The organism is Streptococcus sp. KCJ4932, from assembly GCF_004352745.1.
Classification (GTDB): Bacteria; Bacillota; Bacilli; order Lactobacillales; family Streptococcaceae; genus Streptococcus; species Streptococcus ruminicola.
Genome location: NZ_SJWW01000002.1, coordinates 78,953 through 102,548 on the forward strand (window position 1 = coordinate 78,953; position 23,596 = coordinate 102,548).

Below are 23,596 nucleotides of genomic sequence, written 5' to 3' on the forward strand. Positions count from 1 at the left end.
CTTCTATTATACCATAACCATTGCAAAATCTGGACTCTGCGATATGGGAAAGTTTGCCCCTTACGATTTTTTTAATTTTTGAATGATTGCTAGAAGGTCTTGGTAATGTTTGTTTTCCATTTTGACGATGGCGTAGGTCTTGATAAAAATGTCTTTTAGCTTTTTAGAGCTTGAAATGATATTTGGATTTTCAAGCAGACGTTCTGCGATGTCTTGACTGACAATGGTAATGCCAGTACCTTTAAGCACTTCGTGTTCAATAAGTGAGAGGTTATCGATAGAAATATGGTGTTGGGTTGGCAGCTGATTAATCTTAATAAATTCTTTTAAGTAATTATGGTAGCTGCTGGTCATGTGATAAAGTAAGAAAAGCGATTCTTCACCCTTGTCAAATTTTTCAATGAGCTCTCTTTGCCCGACAATCATCAATTTATCAGAGCGAAGTGGAAGTTTGAGCACACCTTTTTGTGTGTAGCTACCTGACATAATTCCAAGATCAATTTGGTCATCCAAAAGCGCTTGAAAAATCTGATGGGAATTACTGTAAGTTTGGACATTGAGTTTACGGTTTTCTGGCAAATATTTTTGAATGGCTGACAAATAGGTCTTGAGATAAGAGGTATCAGAACCAAGAATGATACTTTGCTCAAAGGTAGAGTCCAAATTATCAAGCAGGCTGTTAAAAGCAAGCAATGTCTGATTAGCAAATTGATAAATGTCTTTTCCCTTAGGTGTTAGGGATATTTTTTTATTTTTACGTAAGAAAATCTCACATAAATTGCTATTGATTTCTTTTACACGCTTAGAAACAGCTGGTTGACTGATATTATTAAGCTTAGCAGCTTCAGAGAAACTCTGTGTTTCATAAATGTCTTTGATTAATTTGAAGTCAAAAATAGATAATTTATAACTATATTTCATATTTTTGATTTTATCATAAATAAAAGTTATAAACAAGGATTCGAAAATAAAGAAAATAATCACCAAAATCATAAAAAAATAGAAAAAATCCACGCATATGTCATAAAACCTAACATAAACTATTGAAATAAAATTCTGAAAATTATAAAATATTGACATCAATTAAGAAAGAGGTCTGCGGTATGGTTGCTTTGGAAGAGGAGTTGGCGACTTTTGATTTGACAGCGAAGTATATGATCGAAATGAAGGGCATTCGAAAAAGTTATGGTAAGCAAGAAGTTCTAAAAAACATCAATCTGTCTGTTAAAAAAGGTGAGGTTGTGGTTTTGATTGGACCGTCTGGAAGTGGAAAGTCAACCTTGATTCGAACGATTAATAAATTGGAAAAGGTTGACGGTGGTGAAATTGCGGTTATGGGGAAAAACATTTATGACATGAATATGAATGACAATTTGCTACGAGAACATGTCAATATGGTCTTTCAACACTTTAACCTTTTTAATAACATGACCATTGCTAAAAATATTGGTATCGGTCCAGAAAAATTACACCGGAAAAGCAGCGAAGAGGTGGATGAAATTGTTTTTCGCTTGCTGATGGCAGTTGGCTTGCTTGATAAGAAAGATGCTTATCCTGAAAATCTGTCTGGCGGTCAGAAACAACGTGTTGCTATAGCAAGAGCTTTGGCAATGCAACCTGACATTATTTTATTTGATGAGCCGACTTCAGCGCTTGATCCTGAGATGGTTGGTGAGGTTTTGCAGGTGATGAAAGCTATTGCTAAAAGTGGTACGACAATGATTATTGTGACACACGAGATTGGTTTTGCAAAAGAAGTGGCAGATCGTATTGTATTTCTTGAAAATGGTGAGTTAATCGCAGACATGCTACCTGAAGAGGTGAATCGTTCTTATCCAAATCAACGTGTGGCAAGTTTTTTGAAGCAAATTTTATAAGTTAGGCCTAGGAGAGAGTTATGTTTGGTGGGTTTCTGGAAAGTTATGGTGGATTTATTTTAGATGGTGCCCTGATGACAGTCTTTTTGTCGGTGGTTTCCATGGTTTTAGCCCTGATTTTAGGGGGTGTTGTCACCGCAGCTAGGATGAGTGACAATCTTTTGATTAGTGGATTGACAAAACTTTACATTGAAGTGATTCGTGGTTTGCCGATGCTAGTCATTTTGTCACTCTTCTTTTATGGTTTGCCCATGCTGGGGTTAAATATTCCTAAAAGTACGCTTTTTGGTGTTGATTTAGACCGTTTGATTGCAGCCTTAACGGGTTTAACGGTTGGAGAATCGGTCTTTGTTGCTGAGATTTATCGGTCTGGGATTCAAGCGGTAGATTCAGGACAATTTGAAGGGGCTAGAAGTATTGGCTTTAATAAATTTCAAGCTTATCGGTATGTGATTATCCCGCAGGCGTTTAAAAATATTTTGCCAACTTTGGGAAATGAATTTGCGAATAACATTAAGTCAAGTTCGCAAGCATCGGTAATTGGGGTTGCTGATTTGATGTTTACAGCAAGCACTATTCAGGGGATTTCTTATAAACCTTTTCAAGCGGTAATTGCCGTTGGGATTGTTTATTTGGTTTTTACTTTTTCAACCACACGTATCGTTGCACATTATGAAAGAAAGATGAATCGCAGTGCAGAAGAATTAACTTTGCGTGATAAATGGGATGAGCTGGTGCAAACTATTAAAGCTAGCTGGAAGAGTTTGCTAGTGACAGCAGCTTTTATAGTAATGATAATTGGTGCTTTTGCTTTTAATCGTAGGGAAATAAACACGACTGCTGGAAGCATCGAGAAGATTCAGAATTCTGGACAGCTGGTTGTTGCAACTAACATTGGCTACGCTCCTTATGAGTTTTACGATTTGTCATCAGGTCACAAGAAAGCTGTTGGAGTTGACTTAGCTTTTGCCAAGCAATTAGCAAATAAATTGCAGGTGAAATTAGTGGTTAAAAATATGAATTTTGATTCGATTCTAGGAACTATCACGTCAGGAAATGCTGATATCGCCATTGCCGGGATGACAAAAACAAAAGAACGTGAAAAGTCGGTCGATTTCACACAAAACTACGTTAAGCAAATCAATAAAGTTGTTGTTCGTAAAGATTCAGCTCCTCAGTACACTGCGATTGCTGATTTATCACAAAGTTCGATTGCAGTACAAAAATCAACAACGCAAGAAGATGTGGTCAAAGAGGACATCAAACCTAAGCAGATAGTTGCCTTATCAAGTTTGCCAGATGCGTTTTTGAATTTAGCACAAGGTAAAGTGGATGCTGTGGTTGCAGATGATACGGTAGCTGACCAATATATCGCAAGTAACAGTGAATTGACTTATGCTGACATTGATTTACCAGGGACAACTGAGACAGCTATGGCATTAACTAAAGGCAATCAATCGCTCAAGGCTTACGTGGATAAATTGATTGAGCAAGATAAAAAAGATGGTAGCTTTGATAAATGGATGAAAACCTATAGTGCTTTAGCACAAAAAAATACGGGAGAAAATGAGTAGGAGGAGATTCTTATGGCAGTAATTGATGGAACCAGCCGTTTACGAAAAGTGTTAATGTGCCGACCAGATTTTCTGGTAAGTGCGGCGCCGATTAATGTGATTTCAGAGCAGTACACTGAACCTTTGGACCACGACAAAATGATGCAAGAGTACGGCGCTGTGGTCAAAGCTTACCAGGATAATGGCGTAGAAGTGGTCCAGGTCACTTCTGGAAAAAAAATGCCAAATGCAGTTTTTGCTAGAGATTTTGGAGGTGATGTTAAGGAAGGGTATATCTTAGGGCGTTTTAAAAAGCCTATTCGTTTTGAGGAACGTCGTCATTACGAAGACATTATGGCGGGACTTGGCATTCCAAAAATTGCTGAAGTTACTGAAGGTTACTTTGAAGGGGGTGATTTTGCATTTATTGATGAGAAGACATTAGCGATTGGGGTGATTGATCGCACCAATCTCACAGGTGTTGATGAAATTCGTAAGCAATTAGAACCATATGGTTACAAGGTCTATGCTGTTAAGGCAAATCCAGACTACCTTCATCTGGATATGTGCTTTAACTTAGTGGCACCGAAACTTGCTATTGCTTATGAGGCTGGATTGCCAGAAGATTTTGTTACCTTGGTCAAGGAAAAAGGCATTAAGATTATTTCTGGAACGCAAGACATGATTTTTAAACATGGTTATAACGTTGAAGCTTTGGGAGATAATCGTGTGATGAGTTTAAAACAAAATATTTTTATTAACGAAGCACTTCGCAGTGAAGGCATGGAAGTCATAGAGGTCGATATGACGGAGTTATTGAAAGCAGGTGGTGGCGTGCATTGCATGACTTTCCCGCTTGAACGTTATTAATCACTTTTAATTATCATTTGTAGATGTGGATTGCCACGTAAAAAACAATTTAGAAAGTTTGTTATGTCAACATTTTTAGCTAAATCATTTGAAACTATTGTCGCTTACAAACCTGGTGAACAACTTGGAGATGATTACCTTAAATTAAATGCCAATGAAAGTTCACAAGAGCCTAGCCCTCGTGTTTTAGAGGTTTTGAAAAATGCTCAGAATTTAAATTATTACAACGATCCTTGTCAGCATAAATTACGTCAAAAATTGGCTGATTTGCATTCTTTGGATAAAACAAACATCATTGTTGGAACAGGAGCAGATGATGTTTTAGATTTAATCTTTAGAACATTTTTTGAACGAGGCGATAAACTTGCTTTTCCGAAAGTGACTTATCCTTTTTATAAAGGCTATGCTGACACCTTTGGGTATGATGCGTTAGAAGTGCCTTTGACAAAAGATTTACGCGTTGATTTATCAGATTATGAAAAACTTCCCCACGCTGTTATAGTGGTGAATCCAGATGCCCCAACAGGATTTTTGAAACCTTTGTCAGCTATCAAGAAGTTGCTTGCCTCGAATCTTGAGCGATTGGTGATTGTTGATGAAGCTTATATTGATTTTGGTGGTGCTTCACAATCAGCGACTTCCTTGGTTGAGGAGTTTTCAAATTTGATTGTGGTTCGTACTTTTTCCAAATCGCGTCAATTAGCCGGCGGTCGTATTGGTTACGCGGTTGCTTGTAAAGAACTTATCAAAGATATGGAAGATTTAAAAATGACGGTTAATCCATTCAATGTGAGTTTGCTACAAGAAGAAGTTGCTCTAGCAAGTCTTGAAGATGAATTTCATTTTGAAAGACATGTTAAGGAAATTATCGAAAATCGTGATTTCTTGACATCAGCTTTGCGAATCTTAGGTTTCAAGGTTTTAAACAGTAAGACAAACTTTATTTATGCCTCTTCACCTGTGATTTCAGGAGAGGAATTGTATGAGAAATTGCGTGAGCGTCATATTTTGGTTCGTCGCTATGACATAGCAGAGGTTAAAGATTATGTTCGTATCACAATTGGAACCAAGCAAGAAATGCACCGTCTAGTCAGTGAGGTAGATGCTATTTTAAAGGAGAAAGATCATGTTAAAAGTGTTAATTTCTGATTATCCAAATGTTTTGGCGGAGCGTGATTTGAGTATCGAAGTTAACCTCTTAAAGGAACTTTTACCTGCCGATAGCGAAATTTCTGTTTACCCTTATATCAATGAGGATGAGTTCATCGAACGAATGTCTGGTGTGGATGTTCTTTTGACAGCCTTTCTTCCCTTGAAGGAAAATATTCTGGCAAAATTTCCAGATTTGAAAGGTATTGCGGTTAATGCTACGGGAACAAATACCATTGACTGTGAGTATGCTGAGAAGTTAGGTATTGCTATTCGAAATTTAGGAGCTTATTCGACAGAAGATGTTGCCAACCACACGATTGCTCTATTACTAGCACTAAATCAAAAACTTTTTATTCATCGGAAATACATTGAAGCTGGTTTTTGGAGTTATCAAAAAGCTGGTGAAGTGAAGCGTTTGTCCTCGCAAACTTTGGCGATTTTTGGGCTTGGTCGAATTGGTCAAGCAGTGGCAAAACGTGCGAAAAGTTTTGGCATGTCAGTGATTGCCTACGATCCTTTTTTGCAAGAAGAAGTGGCAGAAGAAATTGGGGTCAAATTGGTCTCGGTTGAGACTATTCAAGCAGAAGCTGATGTGATTAGCTTGCATTTATTTGCTAATTCGGCAAATGAGCATTTCTTTAATCGTGATTTCTTTAAGAAATTGAAGAAACCAGTAATGTTTATCAATGTGGCGCGTGGTAGTCTGGTTGACGAAGCAGCCTTGGTAGAAGCACTTGATGAGGGCAAAGTGATTGGTGCTGGCTTGGATGTTTTAGAAAGTGAAAATCCAGATCTGCTTAACAATCCTTTGCTTGGACGCGAGAATGTTATTCTAACGCCGCATTCAGCCTTTTACAGTCAAGAAAGTCTGAATACCTTGCAAGTTCAAACGGTTAAAAATGCAGTTGCCATTTTAAAGGAGTATCATCATGAAATTTGAAACGATTGAAGCCTACAGTTTGCCAGAGCGCATCGAAGCAATTGCTAAATATTTGGTGTCCATTCTTTCGGTAAATGGTACAGCAGGAGAGGTCAAGCTGGCAGATGCCATTTATGACTTATTGCAGTCAGCACCGTATTTTAAAGATCACCCAGAAGACCTCTGGCAGCAGGTTTTAGAAAATGACTCCTTGAAACGAAAAAATAATTTTGCACTGCTTAAAAAATCAGGAACAACTAAGACTGTCATTTTACACTCGCATATGGACACCGTAGGCATAGAGGATTATGGTCCACTAAAGACAATCGCAAATGATCCAGATGCTCTGCTAGATTTTTTTAAAGATTATGACGATGACCCTGTCGTTCAAGAGCATGCCAAATCAGGTGATTGGCTCTTTGGACGAGGAATGCTTGATATGAAATCAGGCGATGCGGTCAATATTGCAACACTTTTGTATTACATGGAACACATGGATGAACTGCCCTGTAATTTACTTGTAATGACCAATTGTGTTGAGGAAAATGACCATACGGGTGCTATTCAAGCCTCAAGTGAACTTTTACGTTTGCGTAAAGCTGGCTATGATTTTAAAGTGGCTATCAATACAGATTTTATTTCGCCATCATATGACGGTGATGATAAGAAATATATCTACACGGGCGCAGCTGGAAAAATGCTGACATGTTTTTACATCAAAGGGAGAGAAACGCATGTTGGTAGTTGCCTAATGGGCATTGATGCCACAATGATTTCCAGTGCGATTAATCTTAAAATCAATACCAACCTTGATTTAGTTGAAAAAATTGACAATGAAGATATATTGCCAAGTTCTGTGCTTTTACAACGAGATTGCAAGGATTTTTATAATGTCCAAACAAACAAGCGTGCCAATCTTTACTTCAATACTTTCTTATATGAAAAAAGTGCAGATACCATTTTGCACACCTTAATGGAAGCTAGTCGTGAGGCTGTCCATGAGGTTTCAAGACATTATAAAGAACGCTTTAAGATTTATTCGGAAAGAAGTCATATTCATAGCCAGATTTCGCATGATATTACTGTGATGACTTTTTCGCAGTATCTAGATGTTTTGGAGAAAAAAGGTTTTGATAGCCAAGCCTTGATTAGGGAGTTCTTTGAAACTATCGGAGATTTTGACAAACGAGAAGTTGGTTTTGATTTAATTGACTACCTTGAGGCAAAAACACAGTCTGATGAAGCAAAAGTGATTGTCTTTTTAGCACCGCCGTTTTGTCCTCACAATTATACTGATAAAGACAGCGATGTTGACCAAGCGCTTGAAAAAATGATGGCAGAATTTCCTGAAGAACATTTTGTGAAACGACGTTTTTTCCCATTTTTAAGTGATTCTAGCTATCTTGCGATGCGAGAAAGTCCAGAAGACATTGAAAAACTAAAAGCGAATTTTCCTCTGATGGATGCAATTTATCCATTGCCAGTTGATACCATCAGAAAGCTTGACATTCCAGCTCTTGACTTGGGCGTTTACGGTATTGGAGCTCATACTTGGAAAGAAAGACTCTACAAACCTTATTCTTATCACACTCTTCCAAAGGTTATTAGAAGTTTTATCAAGCATTTAAGCTAAAGTTTGAGCATGGCAAATAAGTGTTTTGAATAAAAATAAGAAAATTTCGAAAAGAACTTGAAATTTTCAGAATTTAGGTTATAATTATTAAAAAACACAGGAGGAAGCTAAGATATGAACATGACACAAACTCTTACAAGTTGGCAAAGTTGGCGTATGTAAAAGTTGTGTTTATGTTGTTGCATAGATACGACTTTTGGAGTACTTCTAAAAAGTATCTATGCGCTAATCTTAGTTAAAAGATAAAAAAGCGTGTAGTAAGCAATTACTAGACGCTTTTCTTTTTAGTTGACTCATCAAATTGAAAATAAGGTATTAAATAAATTAGATTGTTCAACGGAGAAAAATATGAAAAATAAAGCACTTATTGGAACACTTATTGCCCTTGTCATTTTAGTAGCTGGTTCAATGATTTATGACCAGACTAAAAATGAGTCAGCGAAAAATGGAGAGATTAAAATCGGTATTCTACAATATGTTACCCACGATGCTCTTGATGAAATCGAAAGAGGGATTGAAGATGGCTTAGCTGATGCCGGTTATGACAAAGCAAATGCGAAGATTACCGTTTTAAATGCCGAAGGTGACCAAAGTAAAATCCAAACCATGAGTAAACAATTGGTTCATGCTAAAAATGATGTGGTCATTGGTATTGCAACACCAGCTGCCCAAGGTCTAGCCTCAGCAACCAAAGACATTCCGGTTGTGATGGGAGCTATTTCAGACCCAGTCGGAGCAAAATTGGTTAAGAATTTGAAAAAACCGGAAGGAAACGTAACAGGAGTTTCTAACCAAGTGCCAATTAAACAAACGGTTGAGATGATTCAAGAAATTACACCAAACGCTAAAACAATCGGAGTCTTGTATGCTAGCAGCGAAGATAATTCCGTATCTCAAGTGGCTGAATTTAAAAAATACGCTAAAACAGCTGGTATCAATGTAATTGAATACGCTGTTCCATCAACCAATGAAATTAAAACAACTATGTCTGTTATGACTGGTAAGGTTGATGCTGTTTTTGTCCCACAAGATAATACGATTGCCTCAGCTTTTTCAACTGTTGTCAACTCAGCAAACGCTGCTAAGATTCCAGTTTATTCATGTGTGGACACCATGGTTGAACAAGGAAGCATCGCTTCAGTCGCTCAAAGTCAATATGATTTAGGGGTTGAAACAGCAAAAATTGCTGTTAAATTACTTGCTGGTAAAAAAGTATCAGACGTCCCAGTTAACATCGTTAATACTGGTACCCCAACCCTTAACTTGAAAGAAGCCCAAGAACTTGGCATTACGATTCCAGATAGCATGTTGTCAAAAGCAACTGTAGCTGTCAAAGCAGATGAAAATTAGGAGAGAAGGAGAAAACATCATATGATTATTTCGTCAGTTTCACAAGGACTTTTGTGGGGGATTCTTGGTTTAGGAATTTACCTGACTTTCCGAATTCTTAATTTTCCAGATATGACGACTGAGGGTTCTTTCCCTCTTGGTGGAGCAGTAGCTGTTACTTTGATGAATCACGGAACACACCCTTTGTTAGCTACTTTGGCAGGTATGCTTGCGGGTTGTTTAGCTGGTCTTGTTACTGGTCTTCTTTATACTAAAGGAAAAATTCCAACGCTCTTAGCAGGGATTTTGGTAATGACGTCATGTAACTCTGTCATGCTTATGGTTATGAAGCGTGCTAATCTTGGTTTGCTAAATATCAAGCCTTTGCAAGCTTTGCTTCCATTTGCTGACAGTACAAATCTTTTGGTAATCGGTCTTTTGACAGTGGTAATCGTCATTTCAGCGTTGATTTTCTTTTTATACACACGTCTTGGTCAAGCTTACATCGCAACTGGTGATAACCGTGATATGGCAAAGAGTTTTGGAATCAATACTGACCGTATGGAAGTTATGGGACTTACCATTTCAAATGGTTTGATTGCTTTGTCAGGGGCTCTTGTCAGTCAACAAGACGGCTACGCTGATGTGTCAAAAGGGATTGGTGTTATTGTAATCGGTCTTGCAAGTATCATTATTGGTGAGGTGCTTTACTCAACTGGTTTGACACTACTTGAACGTTTGATTGCTATTGTGGTTGGTTCAATCTTGTATCAATTCTTAATCACAGGTGTGATTGCACTTGGTTTCAATACAAACTATCTCAAATTGTTCAGCGCCTTAGTCCTAGCAATCTGTCTCATGGTACCTGTTCTTAAAAATAAATTCTTTAAAGGAGTGACCTTATCACGATGAAAAAAATTGTCGAATTAAAAAATGCAACAGTTCAAGTTAATAATGGTCTTGATGAGGTCAAAACAATCCTTGACGATGTGAACTTGACCATTTATGAGCATGACTTTTTAACGATTTTAGGTGGTAATGGTGCCGGCAAATCAACCCTCTTTAACGTGATTGCTGGGACTTTGATGTTAACTAGCGGAAGCATTTCAATCCTTGGAAAAGATGTGACGCATCTGCCTGCTGAAAAACGTGCTAATTACCTTGCGCGTGTCTTCCAAGATCCTAAAATGGGAACAGCACCTCGTATGACAGTGGCTGAAAATCTCTTAATTGCCAAATACCGTGGTGAAAAACGTGGGCTTTTGCCACGAAAAATTCACAGTTTTACAGATGAATTTAAGAAATTGGTGGCACGAACAGGTAACGGACTTGAAAAACATTTGGACACCCCAACAGGTCTTTTATCAGGTGGGCAACGTCAAGCACTTAGCCTTTTGATGGCAACACTAAAACGCCCAGAGTTGTTATTACTCGATGAACATACAGCAGCACTTGATCCCAAAACAAGCGTGTCTTTGATGAACTTGACAGATGAATTTGTAACAGGAGATCAGTTAACGGCGCTTATGATTACCCACCACATGGAAGACGCTTTGAAATACGGTAATCGCTTGATTGTCATGAAAGACGGAAAAATCATCAAAGACCTCAACCAAGATGAAAAAGCCCAAATGGCAATCGCTGATTACTATCAATTATTTGAATAAAATGAAACGCCCTCGGGCGTTTTTTTGTGCCTTGAGTGACTTTTCCAAATCATAAAGAAGAAAATCTTCTGAAAATATGTTACAATTAAATTGCTGTAATTCGACTTGCTAACCTTTTTGGAGGCAAGGACCGTTAGTAAAGAAATAAGCAAACATGGTTTGCACGTATAAAAAAATAAAAAAGAGGAGAAAACATCGTCATGAGCGATATTAAAATTATTGCCCTAGGTGGGGTTCGTGAAAATGCGAAAAACCTCTATGTGGTAGAAGTTAATGACTCAATTTTCGTTTTGGATGCTGGACTGAAGTATCCTGAAAATGAGCAACTTGGTGTGGATGAAGTCATTCCAAACCTTGATTACCTAATTGAAAACAAAAAACGTGTGCAAGGGATTTTCTTGACACACGGGCACGCCGATGCTATTGGAGCTTTGCCTTATATTTTGCAAGAATTCAAAGCGCCAGTCTTTGGTTCACCACTTACTATTGAGTTAGCGAAGCTCTTTGTTAAGAAAAATAACAACGTTAAGAAATTCAATAACTTCCATGTTATTGATGCTGAAACAGAAATTGAATTTGCAGATGCGACGATTTCATTCTTCAAAACAACTCACTCAGTTCCTGAAAGTTTAGGGATTGTAGTTGGTACCGATGAAGGAAATATTGTCTACACAGGTGACTTTAAGTTTGACCAAGCTGCGCGTAAATATTACCGCACTGACTTGGGACGTTTGACTGAAATTGGACGTGAAGGAGTACTTGCCCTTCTTTCTGATTCTGCAAATGCTACAAGCCACGTCATGACAGCAAGCGAAGCAGAAGTTGCTGCTGAAATGGATAGCGCTATTGCTGACGCTGAAGGTCGCGTTATCATTGCTGCGGTAGCCTCAAACCTAGTGCGTATCCAACAAGTTTTTGACTCAGCTGCTGAATACGGTCGTCGTGTGGTCTTGACTGGATTTGATGCTGAAAATATTGTCCGCACAGCTATCCGCATGAAACGTCTTCGTTTGGTTGATGAAAAATTAATCATCAAACCAAAAGACATGCACAAATACGAAGACCATGAATTAATTATTCTTGAAGCTGGTCGCATGGGTGAACCAATCAATGGTCTACATAAGATGGCACTTGGTCGTCACCGTTATGTTCAAATTAAAGATGGTGATTTGGTTTACATCGTTACAACACCAAGTCTTTCAAAAGAAGCAGCGGTTGCGCGTGTTGAAAACCTTATTTACAAAGCTGGTGGTACGGTTAACCTTATTACGAAGACACTTAATGTCTCAGGTCATGCCAATGGACGTGATTTGCAGTTGATGCTTAACCTTCTTCAACCGAAATACCTTTTCCCAGTTCAAGGTGAGTACCGTAATTTGGCAGCTCATGCTGAATTGGCACAAGAAGTGGGAATGTACCCTGAAAACATCTACATCGTGAAACGCGGTGATGTTATGGTTCTTGGTAAAAATGGTTTCAACCATGAAGGTAGCGTACCAGCAGGCGATGTCATGATTGATGGTAATGCCATCGGTGATGTTGGAAACATCGTTCTTCGTGACCGTAAAGTCTTGTCAGAAGATGGTATCTTCATCGTTGCCTTGACTGTTAATAAACGCGAAAAGAAAATTGTATCAAAAGCAAAAATTCACACACGCGGATTTGTTTACGTTAAGAAGAGTCGTGATATCCTTCGTGAATCAGCTGAATTGGTTAACCAAACTGTTGAAAACTACTTGGAACAAGATAGTTTTGACTGGGGTGAACTAAAAGGAGCTGTCCGCGATGAAGTGGCTAAATTCCTCTTTGACCAAACCAAACGCCGCCCAGCGATTTTACCAGTCGTTATGGAAGTGAGATAAAAATAATTTGAAGCTAGTTTTTTTTTACTAGCTTCTTTTTTGTTGTGTACCGAAATGTTTATTTTTTCTTGTTTTTTTAAGCTGAGCTTGTTATACTAAAGCCCGAGGTAATTTGTTAATGCTTAGAATTCTAGAAAGAAAGGGTACGTATGAGAACACTATTTAAGATTATCTTTTTCATTCCAAGCCTCATTATTAATATTATCTGGAATTTTTTCTGGGCTATTATTAAGACAATCATTTTGATTGCGATTGTGTGTTTTGGTCTGCTTTATTATGCCAATAATAGTAGCTCACAGTTAGCAAATTCCATTTTAGATGCTGCTAATAGTGTGACAGCATATTTTCAGGATAATAAAGATGATATTGCTAAGAATTTAAAGAATTTATCGACTGATGATTTCACGCATTATTCTGGAGCTCGTTGGTCAAGTAATTCAGCGACGGTTTATATTAAAACGACCAATAAAACTTTGGTAAATGCTTATGAAGAAGCCATCAATGCTTGGAATGCAACGGGGGCTTTTACTTTTACGCTTGTGAATGATGAAAGTTCTGCTAATATTGTGGCGACAGAGTATTCTGATGCCAGCTCTAAGGCAGCAGGGCTTGCTGAAACCGAAACCAATGCGCTGACTAATCAGATTACGCATGTGGACGTCAAGTTAAATACCTATTACTTACTTGATAATGATTATGGCTACACGCATAATCGTATCGTCTACACAGCAGAGCACGAATTGGGACACGCGATTGGGCTTGACCACGACGATAATGAAGAATCTGTCATGCAGTCTTCAGGATCATACTACGGCATTCAAACGGTTGATATTCAAAAAGTGCAATCGATTTATAATCAATAGTAATGAAATCTGCTCATTTGAGCAGATTTTTTGATATTATCCTAGTTTAACGAGTGAGGATTTGTTAAAATAGAACTATGATTATTTTACAAGGAAACAAAATTGAACGCTCATTTTCGGGCGATGTCTTATTTGACAATATTAATATTCAAGTTGATGAAAAAGACCGCATTGCGCTTGTTGGGCGAAATGGTGCTGGTAAATCAACTTTGCTTAAAATTTTAGTCGGTGAAGAAGCTCCAACATCAGGTGAAATCAATACAAAACGTGACTTAAGTTTGTCATATTTGGCGCAAGATAGCCGTTTTGAGTCAGAAAATACCATTTTTGATGAAATGTTGCACGTTTTTGATGATGTGCGTAGCATGGAATCTCGTCTTCGTAAGATGGAAATGCAAATGGCAGAGCTAACAGGTGATGCTTTTGATAAATTGATGTCGGATTACGACCGTTTATCAGAAGAATTTCGTGTTAAAGGTGGATTCACTTACGAGGCAGAAATCAAAGCCATTTTGAATGGGTTCAAATTTGATGAATCGATGTGGCAAATGAAGATTTCTGAGTTGTCTGGTGGGCAAAATACGCGCTTGGCTCTTGCTAAAATGTTGCTTGAAAAGCCTGAACTTCTTGTACTTGACGAACCAACCAACCATTTGGATATTGAAACCATTGCTTGGCTTGAAAATTACTTGGTCAACTATCAAGGCGCTTTGATTATTGTCAGTCACGACCGTTACTTCCTTGATAAAGTTGCAACAGTGACGCTTGATTTGACAAAACATTCGCTTGACCGTTATGTCGGTAATTACTCAAAATTCATGGACTTGAAGGCTGAGAAATTAGCTCTTGAAGCTAAAAATTACGAAAAACAAGCTAAGGAAATTGCTAAGTTGGAAGACTTTGTGCAACGTAACCTTGTTCGTGCCTCAACGACAAAACGTGCCCAAGCCCGCCGCAAACAATTAGAAAAAATGGAACGCTTGGATAAACCGTCAGCTGGTCAAAAATCAGCCAATATGACTTTCCACGCTGATAAAGTGTCAGGAAATGTTGTTTTAACAGTAACTGATGCGGCGATTGGTTACGATGATCAAATCTTGTCAGAGCCAATCAACATTGATGTCAAGAAATTTGATGCCATCGCCATCGTTGGACCAAATGGTATCGGAAAATCAACCTTGATTAAATCAATTGTGGGTCAGATTCCATTTATCAAAGGAACATCAACTTATGGCGCTAACGTTGAAGTTGGTTACTATGACCAAACACAATCAAATTTGACACGTACCAATACCGTTCTTGATGAGTTGTGGAATGATTTCTCAACTACACCTGAAGTAGAAATCAGAAATCGTCTAGGAGCCTTCCTTTTCTCAGGTGATGACGTTAAGAAATCTGTCAGCATGCTTTCAGGTGGCGAACGAGCTCGTCTTTTGTTAGCAAAATTGTCAATGCAAAACAACAATTTCCTTATCCTTGACGAACCAACCAACCACTTGGATATCGACAGCAAGGAAGTTTTGGAAGATGCCTTGATTGATTTTGATGGGACTTTGCTATTTGTCAGTCACGACCGTTATTTCATTAACCGTGTAGCGACAAAAGTGCTTGAAATCTCCGAAGAAGGATCAACCCTTTATCTTGGCGATTATGATTATTACCTTGAGAAAAAAGCAGAGCTGGAAGAATTGGCTCGCATGAAGGAAGAAGAAGCGCAAGAAAAAACAACTGTAGTCGTTGAAAAAGCGCCCGCAAATGATTATCAAGCCCAAAAAGCTAACCAGAAAGAACTTCGCAAACTCACACGTCGCATTGCTGAAATCGAAAATCAATTAGAAGAGATTGAAGCGCGTGAAGAGGAAATCAATCAAGCCATGTTGGCTACAAATGATGCAACAGAACTTGTTGATCTTCAAAAAGAACTTGATGAATTAACTGAACAACAAGAAACCCTCATGTTAGAATGGGAAGAACTCAGCGAAAAAGTTGAGGGGTGAAATTGACCTAATGAGTGCAATGCTGAAGTGGGGAAAGGAGAATTTATGCAAGATTATGGACCAATCTTTAAAGAATCTCGAATCAATCGTGGTTTTTCTTTGAAGCAGGTAGCCTGCGATGATTTATCCATTTCACAGCTATCGCGTTTTGAACGAGGTGAGTCCGATATTTCTCTAAATAAATTTCTTCTAGCCTTGCAAGCCATTCAACTTTCACTTGATGAATTCATGAATCGAGCCAATAACTACAAAAAACTGGGACAGAAGAAATTGATGTCTCAAATGGCTGTTTACCATTATCAGAAGGATGTTCAAGGCTTGGAGAAAATGATTCAAGAGGAACAAAAGAAACTTGAAAAAGATTTTACCGATATCCAAGCAAAGCTTAATATCATTCTCTTTCGAGGCATGATTTGCCAATGCGACGACACTCGTACTATGTCAAAAGAGGATTTGGATTTTGTGATTGATTACCTCTTTCAAAAAGAAAACTGGGAAATTGGTGATTTAATCTTAATTGGTAATTTTTACACCTTTTATCCAACTCCTTTGATGAGTCGCATGGTTAGAGAAATTCTGAAACGAGTCGATTATTATTCTGAGATTTCAACGAATCGAAATTTGGTTGAATGCACCTTGATTAATATGATAGAGATTTGCACAGAGCGTGGGGAATTAGAGGAAGCGAGTTTTTTTGAGAAAGAAGCTGAAAAGTTATTGTCAAATGAGCGAAATGCTTATCACCGTACGGTTTTTCTCTACGAAAAGGGCTTCTTAAAATATGCTAAAGGTGATTTCAGCGGGATAGATGATATGAAAAATGCCATTTTTTGTTTTGAAGTGACTGGTGCTATCAATCACGCGAAACACTATCAATCTCATATGGAAAAAGTTTTAAAATGAAAAAATTCTCGTATTCGGGAATTTTTTTATTCCCTTAAAAATCTCATTTATAATAATGGAAAAGATTTAAGGGGGATGAAAGTGGAGAAAAACAGTTTAAAACTTTTAGCAAGTAGGGCAGTTAACAAACTTGGAGATGTTTTATATGATTATGGGAATAGCAGTTGGATTGTGTCCATGGGCAGTTTTGGACAAAAGATGTTGGGAATTTACCAAATTGTCGAAGTTGTGATTGCTATTATCCTTAATCCATTTGGTGGAGCAATTGCAGATAGGTTTAGGCGTCGCAAGATTTTGCTTTGGACTGATGGGCTTTGTGCTTTGCTGTGTGTAATCTTGGCATTTATTCCTAGTAATCGCTTGATGTTATACGGTTTGATTCTGGCAAATATGCTGCTTGCTGTATCGAATGCTTTTTCTAACCCAGCTTATCGAGCTTATGTTCCTGAGGTTGTCAAAAAAGAGAAGCTTGTTAGTTATAATTCGTATTTAGAAACCTCTGTTCAAATCATTAAGGTGAGTTCACCTCTATTAGGATTTCTTATTTACCATTATTTGGGGATTCGTTGGACTTTAATTGTGGATAGTTTGACTTTTGGGATTTCTTTTCTTTGTCTGCTGATGATTAGGCATGTTGACTATGTTGGACACGAAATCAGACAGAATTTAACATCTAGAGAGATTCTTAAAGATATTTGGAAAGGATTTTTATATATTGTTGCTCAAAAAGAGATATTTTTTCTTTTGATAATGGCTACAACGGTAAATCTTTTCTTGGCAATGCTGACTTATTTATTGCCTTTTAGTTCTAGTATTTTTAAAATGTCGAGTGCTTATGCGACACTCCTTAGTTTATCGGCAGTTGGTTCTATTTTCGGTGCGATAGTGTCCAAAAGAGTTCCTAATACGATATCAGCATTATTATGGGCATTAGGGTTTAGCGGGCTAGGAATAACTGTTTTGGCTATTTCACCCTTAACAGGTTTGCCTATTTTTTTGAGTTTTTCTGGAGTGTTGTTTTACAGTCTTTTTGAAACTATCTTTAATATTCATTTCTTTAGTCAAGTTCAAAGTCGTGTCGCTAATGAGTATATGGGACGAGTGATTTCAAGTATTTATACTTTAGCGATTCTATTTATGCCATTAGGAACTTTAGTGATGACTTTGATAAGAAGTAGTATTTCGGCTTATAGTTTTATCATTATTGGCTTAGCTGTTTTTCTATTAGCCATGGTAGGATTATGTTATAGCAACAAACGATTGAAACTATCTCACGAAAAAGAAGGGTAACTCTTTAATGGTATGCAGCTGTCTGGGATTGGCAATATGCTAATTTTGGATAAGTTTGCATATCATTTTTTAGTTTTTTAAAAAATCAATAGCAGGCTATTGACTTTTTAACTCAAAGTTTTATAATAATTAATGGAATAAAATGAAATGTTTAGCAAACTTTAAAAAATGTCTACAAATTCTGACGGATGTTTTTTAGGGACTTGCTTTTTTATTGTCGGAGGTAACTATGAATCCTAAAAATGCTCCATATGGTTGGCTTGTTAAGCGAATTGCGCATCGTTTGGAACAAAACATGAATAATTTCTTGAAGCCTTATAATATCACCATTATGCAATCTTGGGTATTGTTGTATTTAAAAGATGACAAGGATTGTTGTACTTATAAGGAATTAGAGAGAGAATTTGAAGTGTCGCAACCAACCATGGCTGGGATTATCTCGCGTTTGGAACAAAAGGAATTAGTTATTACAGGTCAGGATGAAAAAGACAAGCGAATCAAGAAAGTGCGTATTTCTGATAAGGGTATGGACTTGATTATGCTGGTTTGTGGTCACTTGGAAGAGTCTGAAGACGATATCATTAGAGGCTTTTTTGATAAAGATCAAGAAACATTTCATTCATTGCTCGAACGAGCTTATTATAATGTTGTAGAAAGAGGTGACGAGAATGATTAAAACTCTTTTAGCTCAAGTCAAGGAGTATAAGACACCATCTTTACTTGCTCCTTTGTGTGCAGCTTTAGAGGTTTTCTTCGATATGTCAGTCCCTTTTGTCATTGCTAAGTTAATTGACCAAGGGGTACAAGCTGGGAACTTGGCTGTTGCCATGAAGTATGGAATCTTGATGTTGGTTCTTGCCACATGTGGTTTAACAACTGGTTTCTTGGCTGGTAAATTCGCTGCGCAAGCCTCAGCAGGATTTGCCGCTAATTTGCGTGAAGGAATGTATGAAAATATTCAAACCTTCGCCTTTTCAAATATTGATAAATACAGTACAGCTGGTCTTGTCACTCGTATGACAACAGACGTTACAAATGTACAGAATGCTTATCAAATGATTATTCGTATCGTTGTGCGTGCACCGCTGACAATCGTTGTTAGTATGATTATGTGTTTTGTGGTGGACCAACGTTTGAGTTTGATTTTCCTTGCGGCTGTCTTGATTTTAGGAGCATCGCTTCTATTTATCATGCGTAAGGCTATGACAACTTTCAATTACGTTTTCCGTAAATACGATGATTTGAATGCCAGCGTTCAGGAAAATATTTCTGCCATTCGTGTGGTTAAAGCATTTGTACGTGAAAAATATGAAAATAAAAAATTCACGAAGGCTGCTGAAAATATTTACCGTTTATTTGTTAAAGCTGAAAAAATCATCATTTTCAACGTGCCAGTCATGATGTTTATTATCTTTGGTTGTATCATCTGCTTATCATGGTTTGGAGCACAATTCATTGTTGGTGGTACACTGACAACGGGTGAATTGACATCCCTAATGTCTTACATCTTTGCCATGATGATGTCTCTTATGATGTTGTCAATGATTATGGTTATGGTTTCAATGAGTACAGCCAGTGCCGAACGTATTACAGAAGTGCTTAATGAAAAAGCTGATATCGTGAATCCTGAAAATCCATTGATGGAAGTTCCAAATGGAAACATTGAATTTAACCACGTGCATTTTTCATACAAACACGGTGGTGGAGAAGAAGTCCTTTCTGATATTGACCTTAGTGTCAAATCTGGTGAAATCATCGGTGTTATTGGTGGTACTGGTTCTGGTAAGACATCATTTGCTAACTTGATTTCTCGTCTTTATGATGTGGATGCAGGGTCAGTTAAAGTTGGTGGACACGATGTTCGCGAATACGATTTGGAAGTTCTTCGTGACCAAGTTGCCGTAGTGCTTCAAAAAAATGTCCTTTTCTCAGGAACTATTCTTGATAACCTTCGTTGGGGAAATGAAAATGCGACTGACGAAGAATGTATGGAAGCTTGTCGCCAAGCTTGTGCAGACGAATTTATCGAACGTTTCCCTGACAAATACAATACATGGATTGAACAAGGCGGAAGCAACGTCTCTGGTGGTCAAAAGCAACGTCTTTGTATCGCTCGTGCATTGCTTAAAAAACCAAAAGTTTTGATTTTGGATGATTCAACAAGTGCCGTGGATACTGCCACAGATGCCAATATCCGTCGTTCATTTGAAGAAACAATTCCAGGAACAACAAAAATTATCATTGCACAACGTATTTCAAGTGTGCAACACGCAGATAAGATTTTGGTGCTTGATGATGGTAAAATCTCAGGCTTTGCTAGCCACGATGAATTACTTAAAACAAACGCTATCTACCGTGAAATCAATGAGGTTCAACAACAAGGTAGCGGGGATTTTGATGAGGAAGGAGGTAATAACTAATGTCTCAACCTAAAAAAGAAGTGAACAAACAAGCCACACTAAAACGTGTTTTGGCTTATGTGATTAAGAATTATAAATGGCGTTTCATGGCTGTTTTCGTCTTGATTTTGATTGCTGCGCTTTGTATGGTTCGTTTTAGTTTGTTCATGCAAACCTTGATTGATAGTTATGTCACACCTCTTTTGGCTGCTAAAAATCCTGACTTTTCTGGTTTAGCGCATGCTATTTTCCAACTAATCATTATTGGGATTATTGGGGTAGCAAGTACTTACACTTATAACCGTTTGATGGTTTATGTGGGACAAGGAACAATGCGTCGTATTCGTATTGACCTCTTTACGCACATGGAAAGCTTGCCAATCAAGTACTTTGATACGCATGCTCACGGGGACATCATGTCAATCTATACCAACGACGTTGATACGCTTCGTCAATTGATTGGACAAAGTATCCCGCAAGTGGTCAACTCAAGCTTTTCGATTTTGACAACTTTTGTCAGCATGTTAGTTCTAAATGTGCCATTATCAGCCTTGTCAGTTTTCATGGTTATTGTTTTGCTTTATGTAGCTCGTAAAATCGCTGCGCAATCATCAAAATATTTCCATGACCAACAAAATGACCTCGGTCGCGTTAATGGTTTCATCGAAGAAATGATGGACGGTCAAAAAGTCGTTAAAGTCTTTAACCACGAAGAACGTGCCAAAGAAGATTTCCGTAAACTCAACCAAGAACTCCGTCATTCAGCTACAAATGCCAATATTTTTGCCAATATCTTGATGCCAGTGTCTGCTAACATTGGACACATTTCATACGTTCTTTGTGCTATGCTTGGTGCAGCTTTGGCTCTTCATGGATATGCTGGCTTGACTTTGGGAACTTTGGTTTCTTTCCTTGCTTTGAACCGTGGATTTACTAACCCAATTACTCAAATCAGCCAACAAATCAACTCAGTGGTTATGGCGATGGCCGGTGCAGACCGTGTCTTCAAATTGCTTGACGCTGAAGTTGAAGTTGATGAAGGCTATGTTGAATTGGTCAATGCCAAAGAAGATGCTGATGGAAATCTTCAAGAAGTTGAAGAAGCAACTGGTACATGGGCATGGAAACACCCGCATGAAGATGGTACAGTCACTTATCACAAGCAAGAAGGTCGCGTGACTTTCACAGATGTTACCTTTGGATACAATGATGATAAGATGGTGCTTCATGACATCAATCTTTTTGCAGAACCTGGCCAAAAGATTGCCTTTGTCGGTTCAACTGGTGCTGGTAAAACAACCATTACGAACTTGATTAACCGTTTCTACGATATCCAAGAAGGTAAGATTCATTACGATGGCATCAATATCCGTAAAATCAAAAAAGCAGATCTTCGTCGTAGTTTAGGGATTGTATTGCAAGATACACACCTTTTCACTGGTACAGTTATGGACAACATCCGTTACGGACATTTGAATGCGACTGATGACGAATGTATCGATGCCGCAAAATTGGCAAATGCGCATGATTTCATTAAACGCTTGCCTGAAGGTTATGATACTGTTTTGACGGGTGACGGAAGCAATCTTTCTCAAGGACAACGTCAATTGCTTGCGATTGCGCGTGCGGCTGTGGCTAATCCACCAGCATTGATCCTTGATGAAGCAACCTCATCAATCGATACACGTACCGAAGTTCACGTCCAAGAAGGTATGGACGCTCTTATGAAAGGTCGTACAACCTTTGTCATTGCCCACCGCTTATCAACGGTTCGCAACGCTGATTGTATCATGGTTCTTGAACAAGGACGCATCATTGAACGTGGTAACCACGACGAATTAATCGCTCAAAAAGGCCGTTACTACCAACTCTACACAGGTAACGCCATCAGCGAATAACAGATTTAGACAATCTTTGGAAAATAGCAGAGCTGTTTTTCAAGGGTTGTTTTTTGTGTTTTAGGTATATATTTTTAGTTGAAAATGCTAAATTGTCGTGATATACTTTGTTCAAACCAAAGGAGGGCTATCATGTCAAAATTTATTGACATTCGGCAATTTTCAGAAGCTATTTCGGTTGAAAAAGACAATGGAACTAAGGTGAATTATTTCTTATATCCCGAATTTGAAATTCATCAAAATGTTTTACCTGCAAATACCATTCAGGATTGGCATAAGCATCAAGCTATTGAAGAAGTTATTGTACCGACAAAAGGAAATGTAACCATTCAAGTCTTGGAAGACAATGCCATAAAGACTTATACGGCGAATTGCGGTGATGTCCTACGGGTAAACGATTCGATACATCGAATCATTGGTGATACTAAAGAAGAAGTTCAGTTCACCGTTTTTCGCTTCGTCCCAAGCGGCAATAACCAATCTGACAAAATCAAAAACGACAAAGTCGATTGCGAAGAATTGGTAAGGAAAATATTGGGAGAGAAGTAAGTTTTAAAGACGCATCTGGCGTCTTTTTTTATATCTTCTTTTTAAGTGTTTTCAAAGAACTTCAAGGTATGACACCACTAGAAACACGTATGGAACAAATTATTGATTAATAAAATGAGAGGTAAATGTGTAAAACGTTTACTTTTATTTTTTGGCAAAAATCACTTACGAAGAAAATTTTTTTATGGTAGACTGAATCCTGTTGACTGTAAACTGGAGTTGATTGGAGAAGTGTTGGAGTAAAAAATCCATTCAGACACTATCCTAGCGGAGGACATATTGTTGTACGCCGACCTAGGTTGAGGGTTGATAAAAAATGAAATGAATGGAGAATAAAATGCCTCGTAATTTTAAAGAAGCAATGGTATTTACGTGTTTGATGTGTGGAATGATGGTTTTCGGAATGAGTATGTGGAACTTGTTCGTTGTAGGAGCTTTTTCTTGGAAACATGTCTTTTTGGGATTTATTCCAGGGTTTATCGTTGCTTTCATTTTAGATACTTTAATCGTTGGTCCAATTGCTAAGAAAATTGCTTTTGGAATCCTACCAAGTGGTTTAAAACACCAATTAGTAAAAATCCTTACGATTTCAGGCTGCATGGTTCTTGGTATGGTAACATGTATGTCATTTTATGGAATGGTCTTTAGTCATGGCTTTTCAGCTATTTCTCTTCCATTATATGGACGTACATGGATTACAAACTTTGTCGTGGCCTTACCTTATAATTTCTTAATCGTTGGTCCAATTGCGCGTTTCTTCCTCGGAGAAATTCAAAAACAAGGAATTTTAGCAGAAGTGCCTGTCGAAGTAACAGAATAAAGTAAAAGCTGGAAG

General features: G+C 37.9%; 20 protein-coding genes. 19 read left to right on the forward strand and 1 reads right to left on the reverse strand.

Features of this window, described 5'->3' with window-relative positions:
• Positions 1 to 60: 60 nt before the first annotated feature.
• On the reverse strand, positions 61 to 921 hold the full coding sequence (locus tag E0E02_RS01420) for a LysR family transcriptional regulator (RefSeq protein ID WP_133017632.1): 861 nt from the start codon (positions 919 to 921) through the stop codon (positions 61 to 63).
• A gap of 233 nt (positions 922 to 1,154) precedes the next feature.
• Here E0E02_RS01420 and E0E02_RS01425 point away from each other — a divergent pair, with 233 nt between their 5' ends.
• The 19 genes from E0E02_RS01425 (at position 1,155) to E0E02_RS01515 (ending at position 23,581) form a co-directional block, all read left to right on the forward strand.
• Positions 1,155 to 1,877, forward strand: coding sequence for an amino acid ABC transporter ATP-binding protein (locus tag E0E02_RS01425; protein WP_043878421.1), 723 nt, complete (start codon positions 1,155 to 1,157; stop codon positions 1,875 to 1,877).
• A 20-nt stretch (positions 1,878 to 1,897) separates the two neighbouring features.
• Positions 1,898 to 3,451 (forward strand): ABC transporter permease subunit, encoded by a 1,554-nt coding sequence (locus E0E02_RS01430; RefSeq protein WP_133017633.1) that lies wholly within the window; start codon positions 1,898 to 1,900, stop codon positions 3,449 to 3,451.
• Positions 3,452 to 3,463: 12 nt separating this feature from the next.
• Positions 3,464 to 4,300 carry an arginine deiminase family protein gene (locus E0E02_RS01435; RefSeq protein WP_074625917.1) on the forward strand — a complete coding sequence of 279 codons (837 nt, stop codon included), beginning with the start codon at positions 3,464 to 3,466 and terminating at the stop codon, positions 4,298 to 4,300.
• A 63-nt stretch (positions 4,301 to 4,363) separates the two neighbouring features.
• On the forward strand, positions 4,364 to 5,449 hold the full coding sequence (hisC, locus tag E0E02_RS01440; protein ID WP_133017634.1) for a histidinol-phosphate transaminase: 1,086 nt from the start codon (positions 4,364 to 4,366) through the stop codon (positions 5,447 to 5,449).
• Positions 5,427 to 6,392 carry an NAD(P)-dependent oxidoreductase gene (locus E0E02_RS01445; protein WP_133017635.1) on the forward strand — a complete coding sequence of 322 codons (966 nt, stop codon included), beginning with the start codon at positions 5,427 to 5,429 and terminating at the stop codon, positions 6,390 to 6,392. The genes hisC and E0E02_RS01445 overlap by 23 nt, the downstream gene beginning before the upstream one ends.
• Positions 6,382 to 8,004 carry a peptidase M20 gene (locus tag E0E02_RS01450; RefSeq protein ID WP_133017636.1) on the forward strand — a complete coding sequence of 541 codons (1,623 nt, stop codon included), beginning with the start codon at positions 6,382 to 6,384 and terminating at the stop codon, positions 8,002 to 8,004. Before E0E02_RS01445 ends, E0E02_RS01450 begins: the two co-directional genes overlap by 11 nt.
• Positions 8,005 to 8,352: 348 nt before the next feature.
• Positions 8,353 to 9,354: a tryptophan ABC transporter substrate-binding protein gene (gene trpX, locus E0E02_RS01455; protein WP_133017637.1), complete on the forward strand. Its 1,002-nt coding sequence runs from the start codon at positions 8,353 to 8,355 to the stop codon at positions 9,352 to 9,354.
• 21 nt (positions 9,355 to 9,375) lie between these two features.
• Complete coding sequence (locus E0E02_RS01460) at positions 9,376 to 10,245, forward strand: ABC transporter permease (protein WP_133017638.1); 870 nt, start codon at positions 9,376 to 9,378, stop codon at positions 10,243 to 10,245.
• A complete protein-coding gene (locus tag E0E02_RS01465) occupies positions 10,242 to 11,000 on the forward strand; it encodes an ABC transporter ATP-binding protein (protein ID WP_039697112.1) in 759 nt (252 codons plus the stop codon). The genes E0E02_RS01460 and E0E02_RS01465 overlap by 4 nt, the downstream gene beginning before the upstream one ends.
• A 200-nt stretch (positions 11,001 to 11,200) precedes the next feature.
• Positions 11,201 to 12,862, forward strand: a complete 1,662-nt coding sequence (locus E0E02_RS01470; protein ID WP_039697111.1) for a ribonuclease J — start codon at positions 11,201 to 11,203, stop codon at positions 12,860 to 12,862.
• 149 nt (positions 12,863 to 13,011) lie between these two features.
• On the forward strand, positions 13,012 to 13,725 hold the full coding sequence (locus E0E02_RS01475) for a M57 family metalloprotease (protein WP_133017639.1): 714 nt from the start codon (positions 13,012 to 13,014) through the stop codon (positions 13,723 to 13,725).
• A gap of 77 nt (positions 13,726 to 13,802) precedes the next feature.
• Entirely contained in the window at positions 13,803 to 15,722 is a 1,920-nt protein-coding gene (locus E0E02_RS01480) for an ABC-F family ATP-binding cassette domain-containing protein (protein WP_133017640.1), read from the forward strand.
• 45 nt (positions 15,723 to 15,767) lie between these two features.
• On the forward strand, positions 15,768 to 16,625 hold the full coding sequence (locus E0E02_RS01485; RefSeq protein WP_039698351.1) for an Rgg/GadR/MutR family transcriptional regulator: 858 nt from the start codon (positions 15,768 to 15,770) through the stop codon (positions 16,623 to 16,625).
• Positions 16,626 to 16,706: 81 nt separating this feature from the next.
• Complete coding sequence (locus tag E0E02_RS01490; protein ID WP_133017641.1) at positions 16,707 to 17,915, forward strand: MFS transporter; 1,209 nt, start codon at positions 16,707 to 16,709, stop codon at positions 17,913 to 17,915.
• 229 nt (positions 17,916 to 18,144) lie between these two features.
• The gene (locus E0E02_RS01495; protein WP_074563441.1) at positions 18,145 to 18,591 is read left to right on the forward strand and encodes a MarR family transcriptional regulator; all 447 of its coding nucleotides are present in this window, start codon (positions 18,145 to 18,147) and stop codon (positions 18,589 to 18,591) included.
• The gene (locus E0E02_RS01500; protein ID WP_133017642.1) at positions 18,584 to 20,335 is read left to right on the forward strand and encodes an ABC transporter ATP-binding protein; all 1,752 of its coding nucleotides are present in this window, start codon (positions 18,584 to 18,586) and stop codon (positions 20,333 to 20,335) included. The genes E0E02_RS01495 and E0E02_RS01500 overlap by 8 nt, the downstream gene beginning before the upstream one ends.
• Complete coding sequence (locus tag E0E02_RS01505; RefSeq protein WP_133017643.1) at positions 20,335 to 22,212, forward strand: ABC transporter ATP-binding protein; 1,878 nt, start codon at positions 20,335 to 20,337, stop codon at positions 22,210 to 22,212. Before E0E02_RS01500 ends, E0E02_RS01505 begins: the two co-directional genes overlap by 1 nt.
• Before the next feature lie 132 nt (positions 22,213 to 22,344).
• Positions 22,345 to 22,761 (forward strand): cupin domain-containing protein, encoded by a 417-nt coding sequence (locus E0E02_RS01510; RefSeq protein WP_039697104.1) that lies wholly within the window; start codon positions 22,345 to 22,347, stop codon positions 22,759 to 22,761.
• 337 nt (positions 22,762 to 23,098) lie between these two features.
• The gene (locus tag E0E02_RS01515; protein ID WP_039697103.1) at positions 23,099 to 23,581 is read left to right on the forward strand and encodes a DUF2798 domain-containing protein; all 483 of its coding nucleotides are present in this window, start codon (positions 23,099 to 23,101) and stop codon (positions 23,579 to 23,581) included.
• Positions 23,582 to 23,596 lie beyond the last annotated feature (15 nt).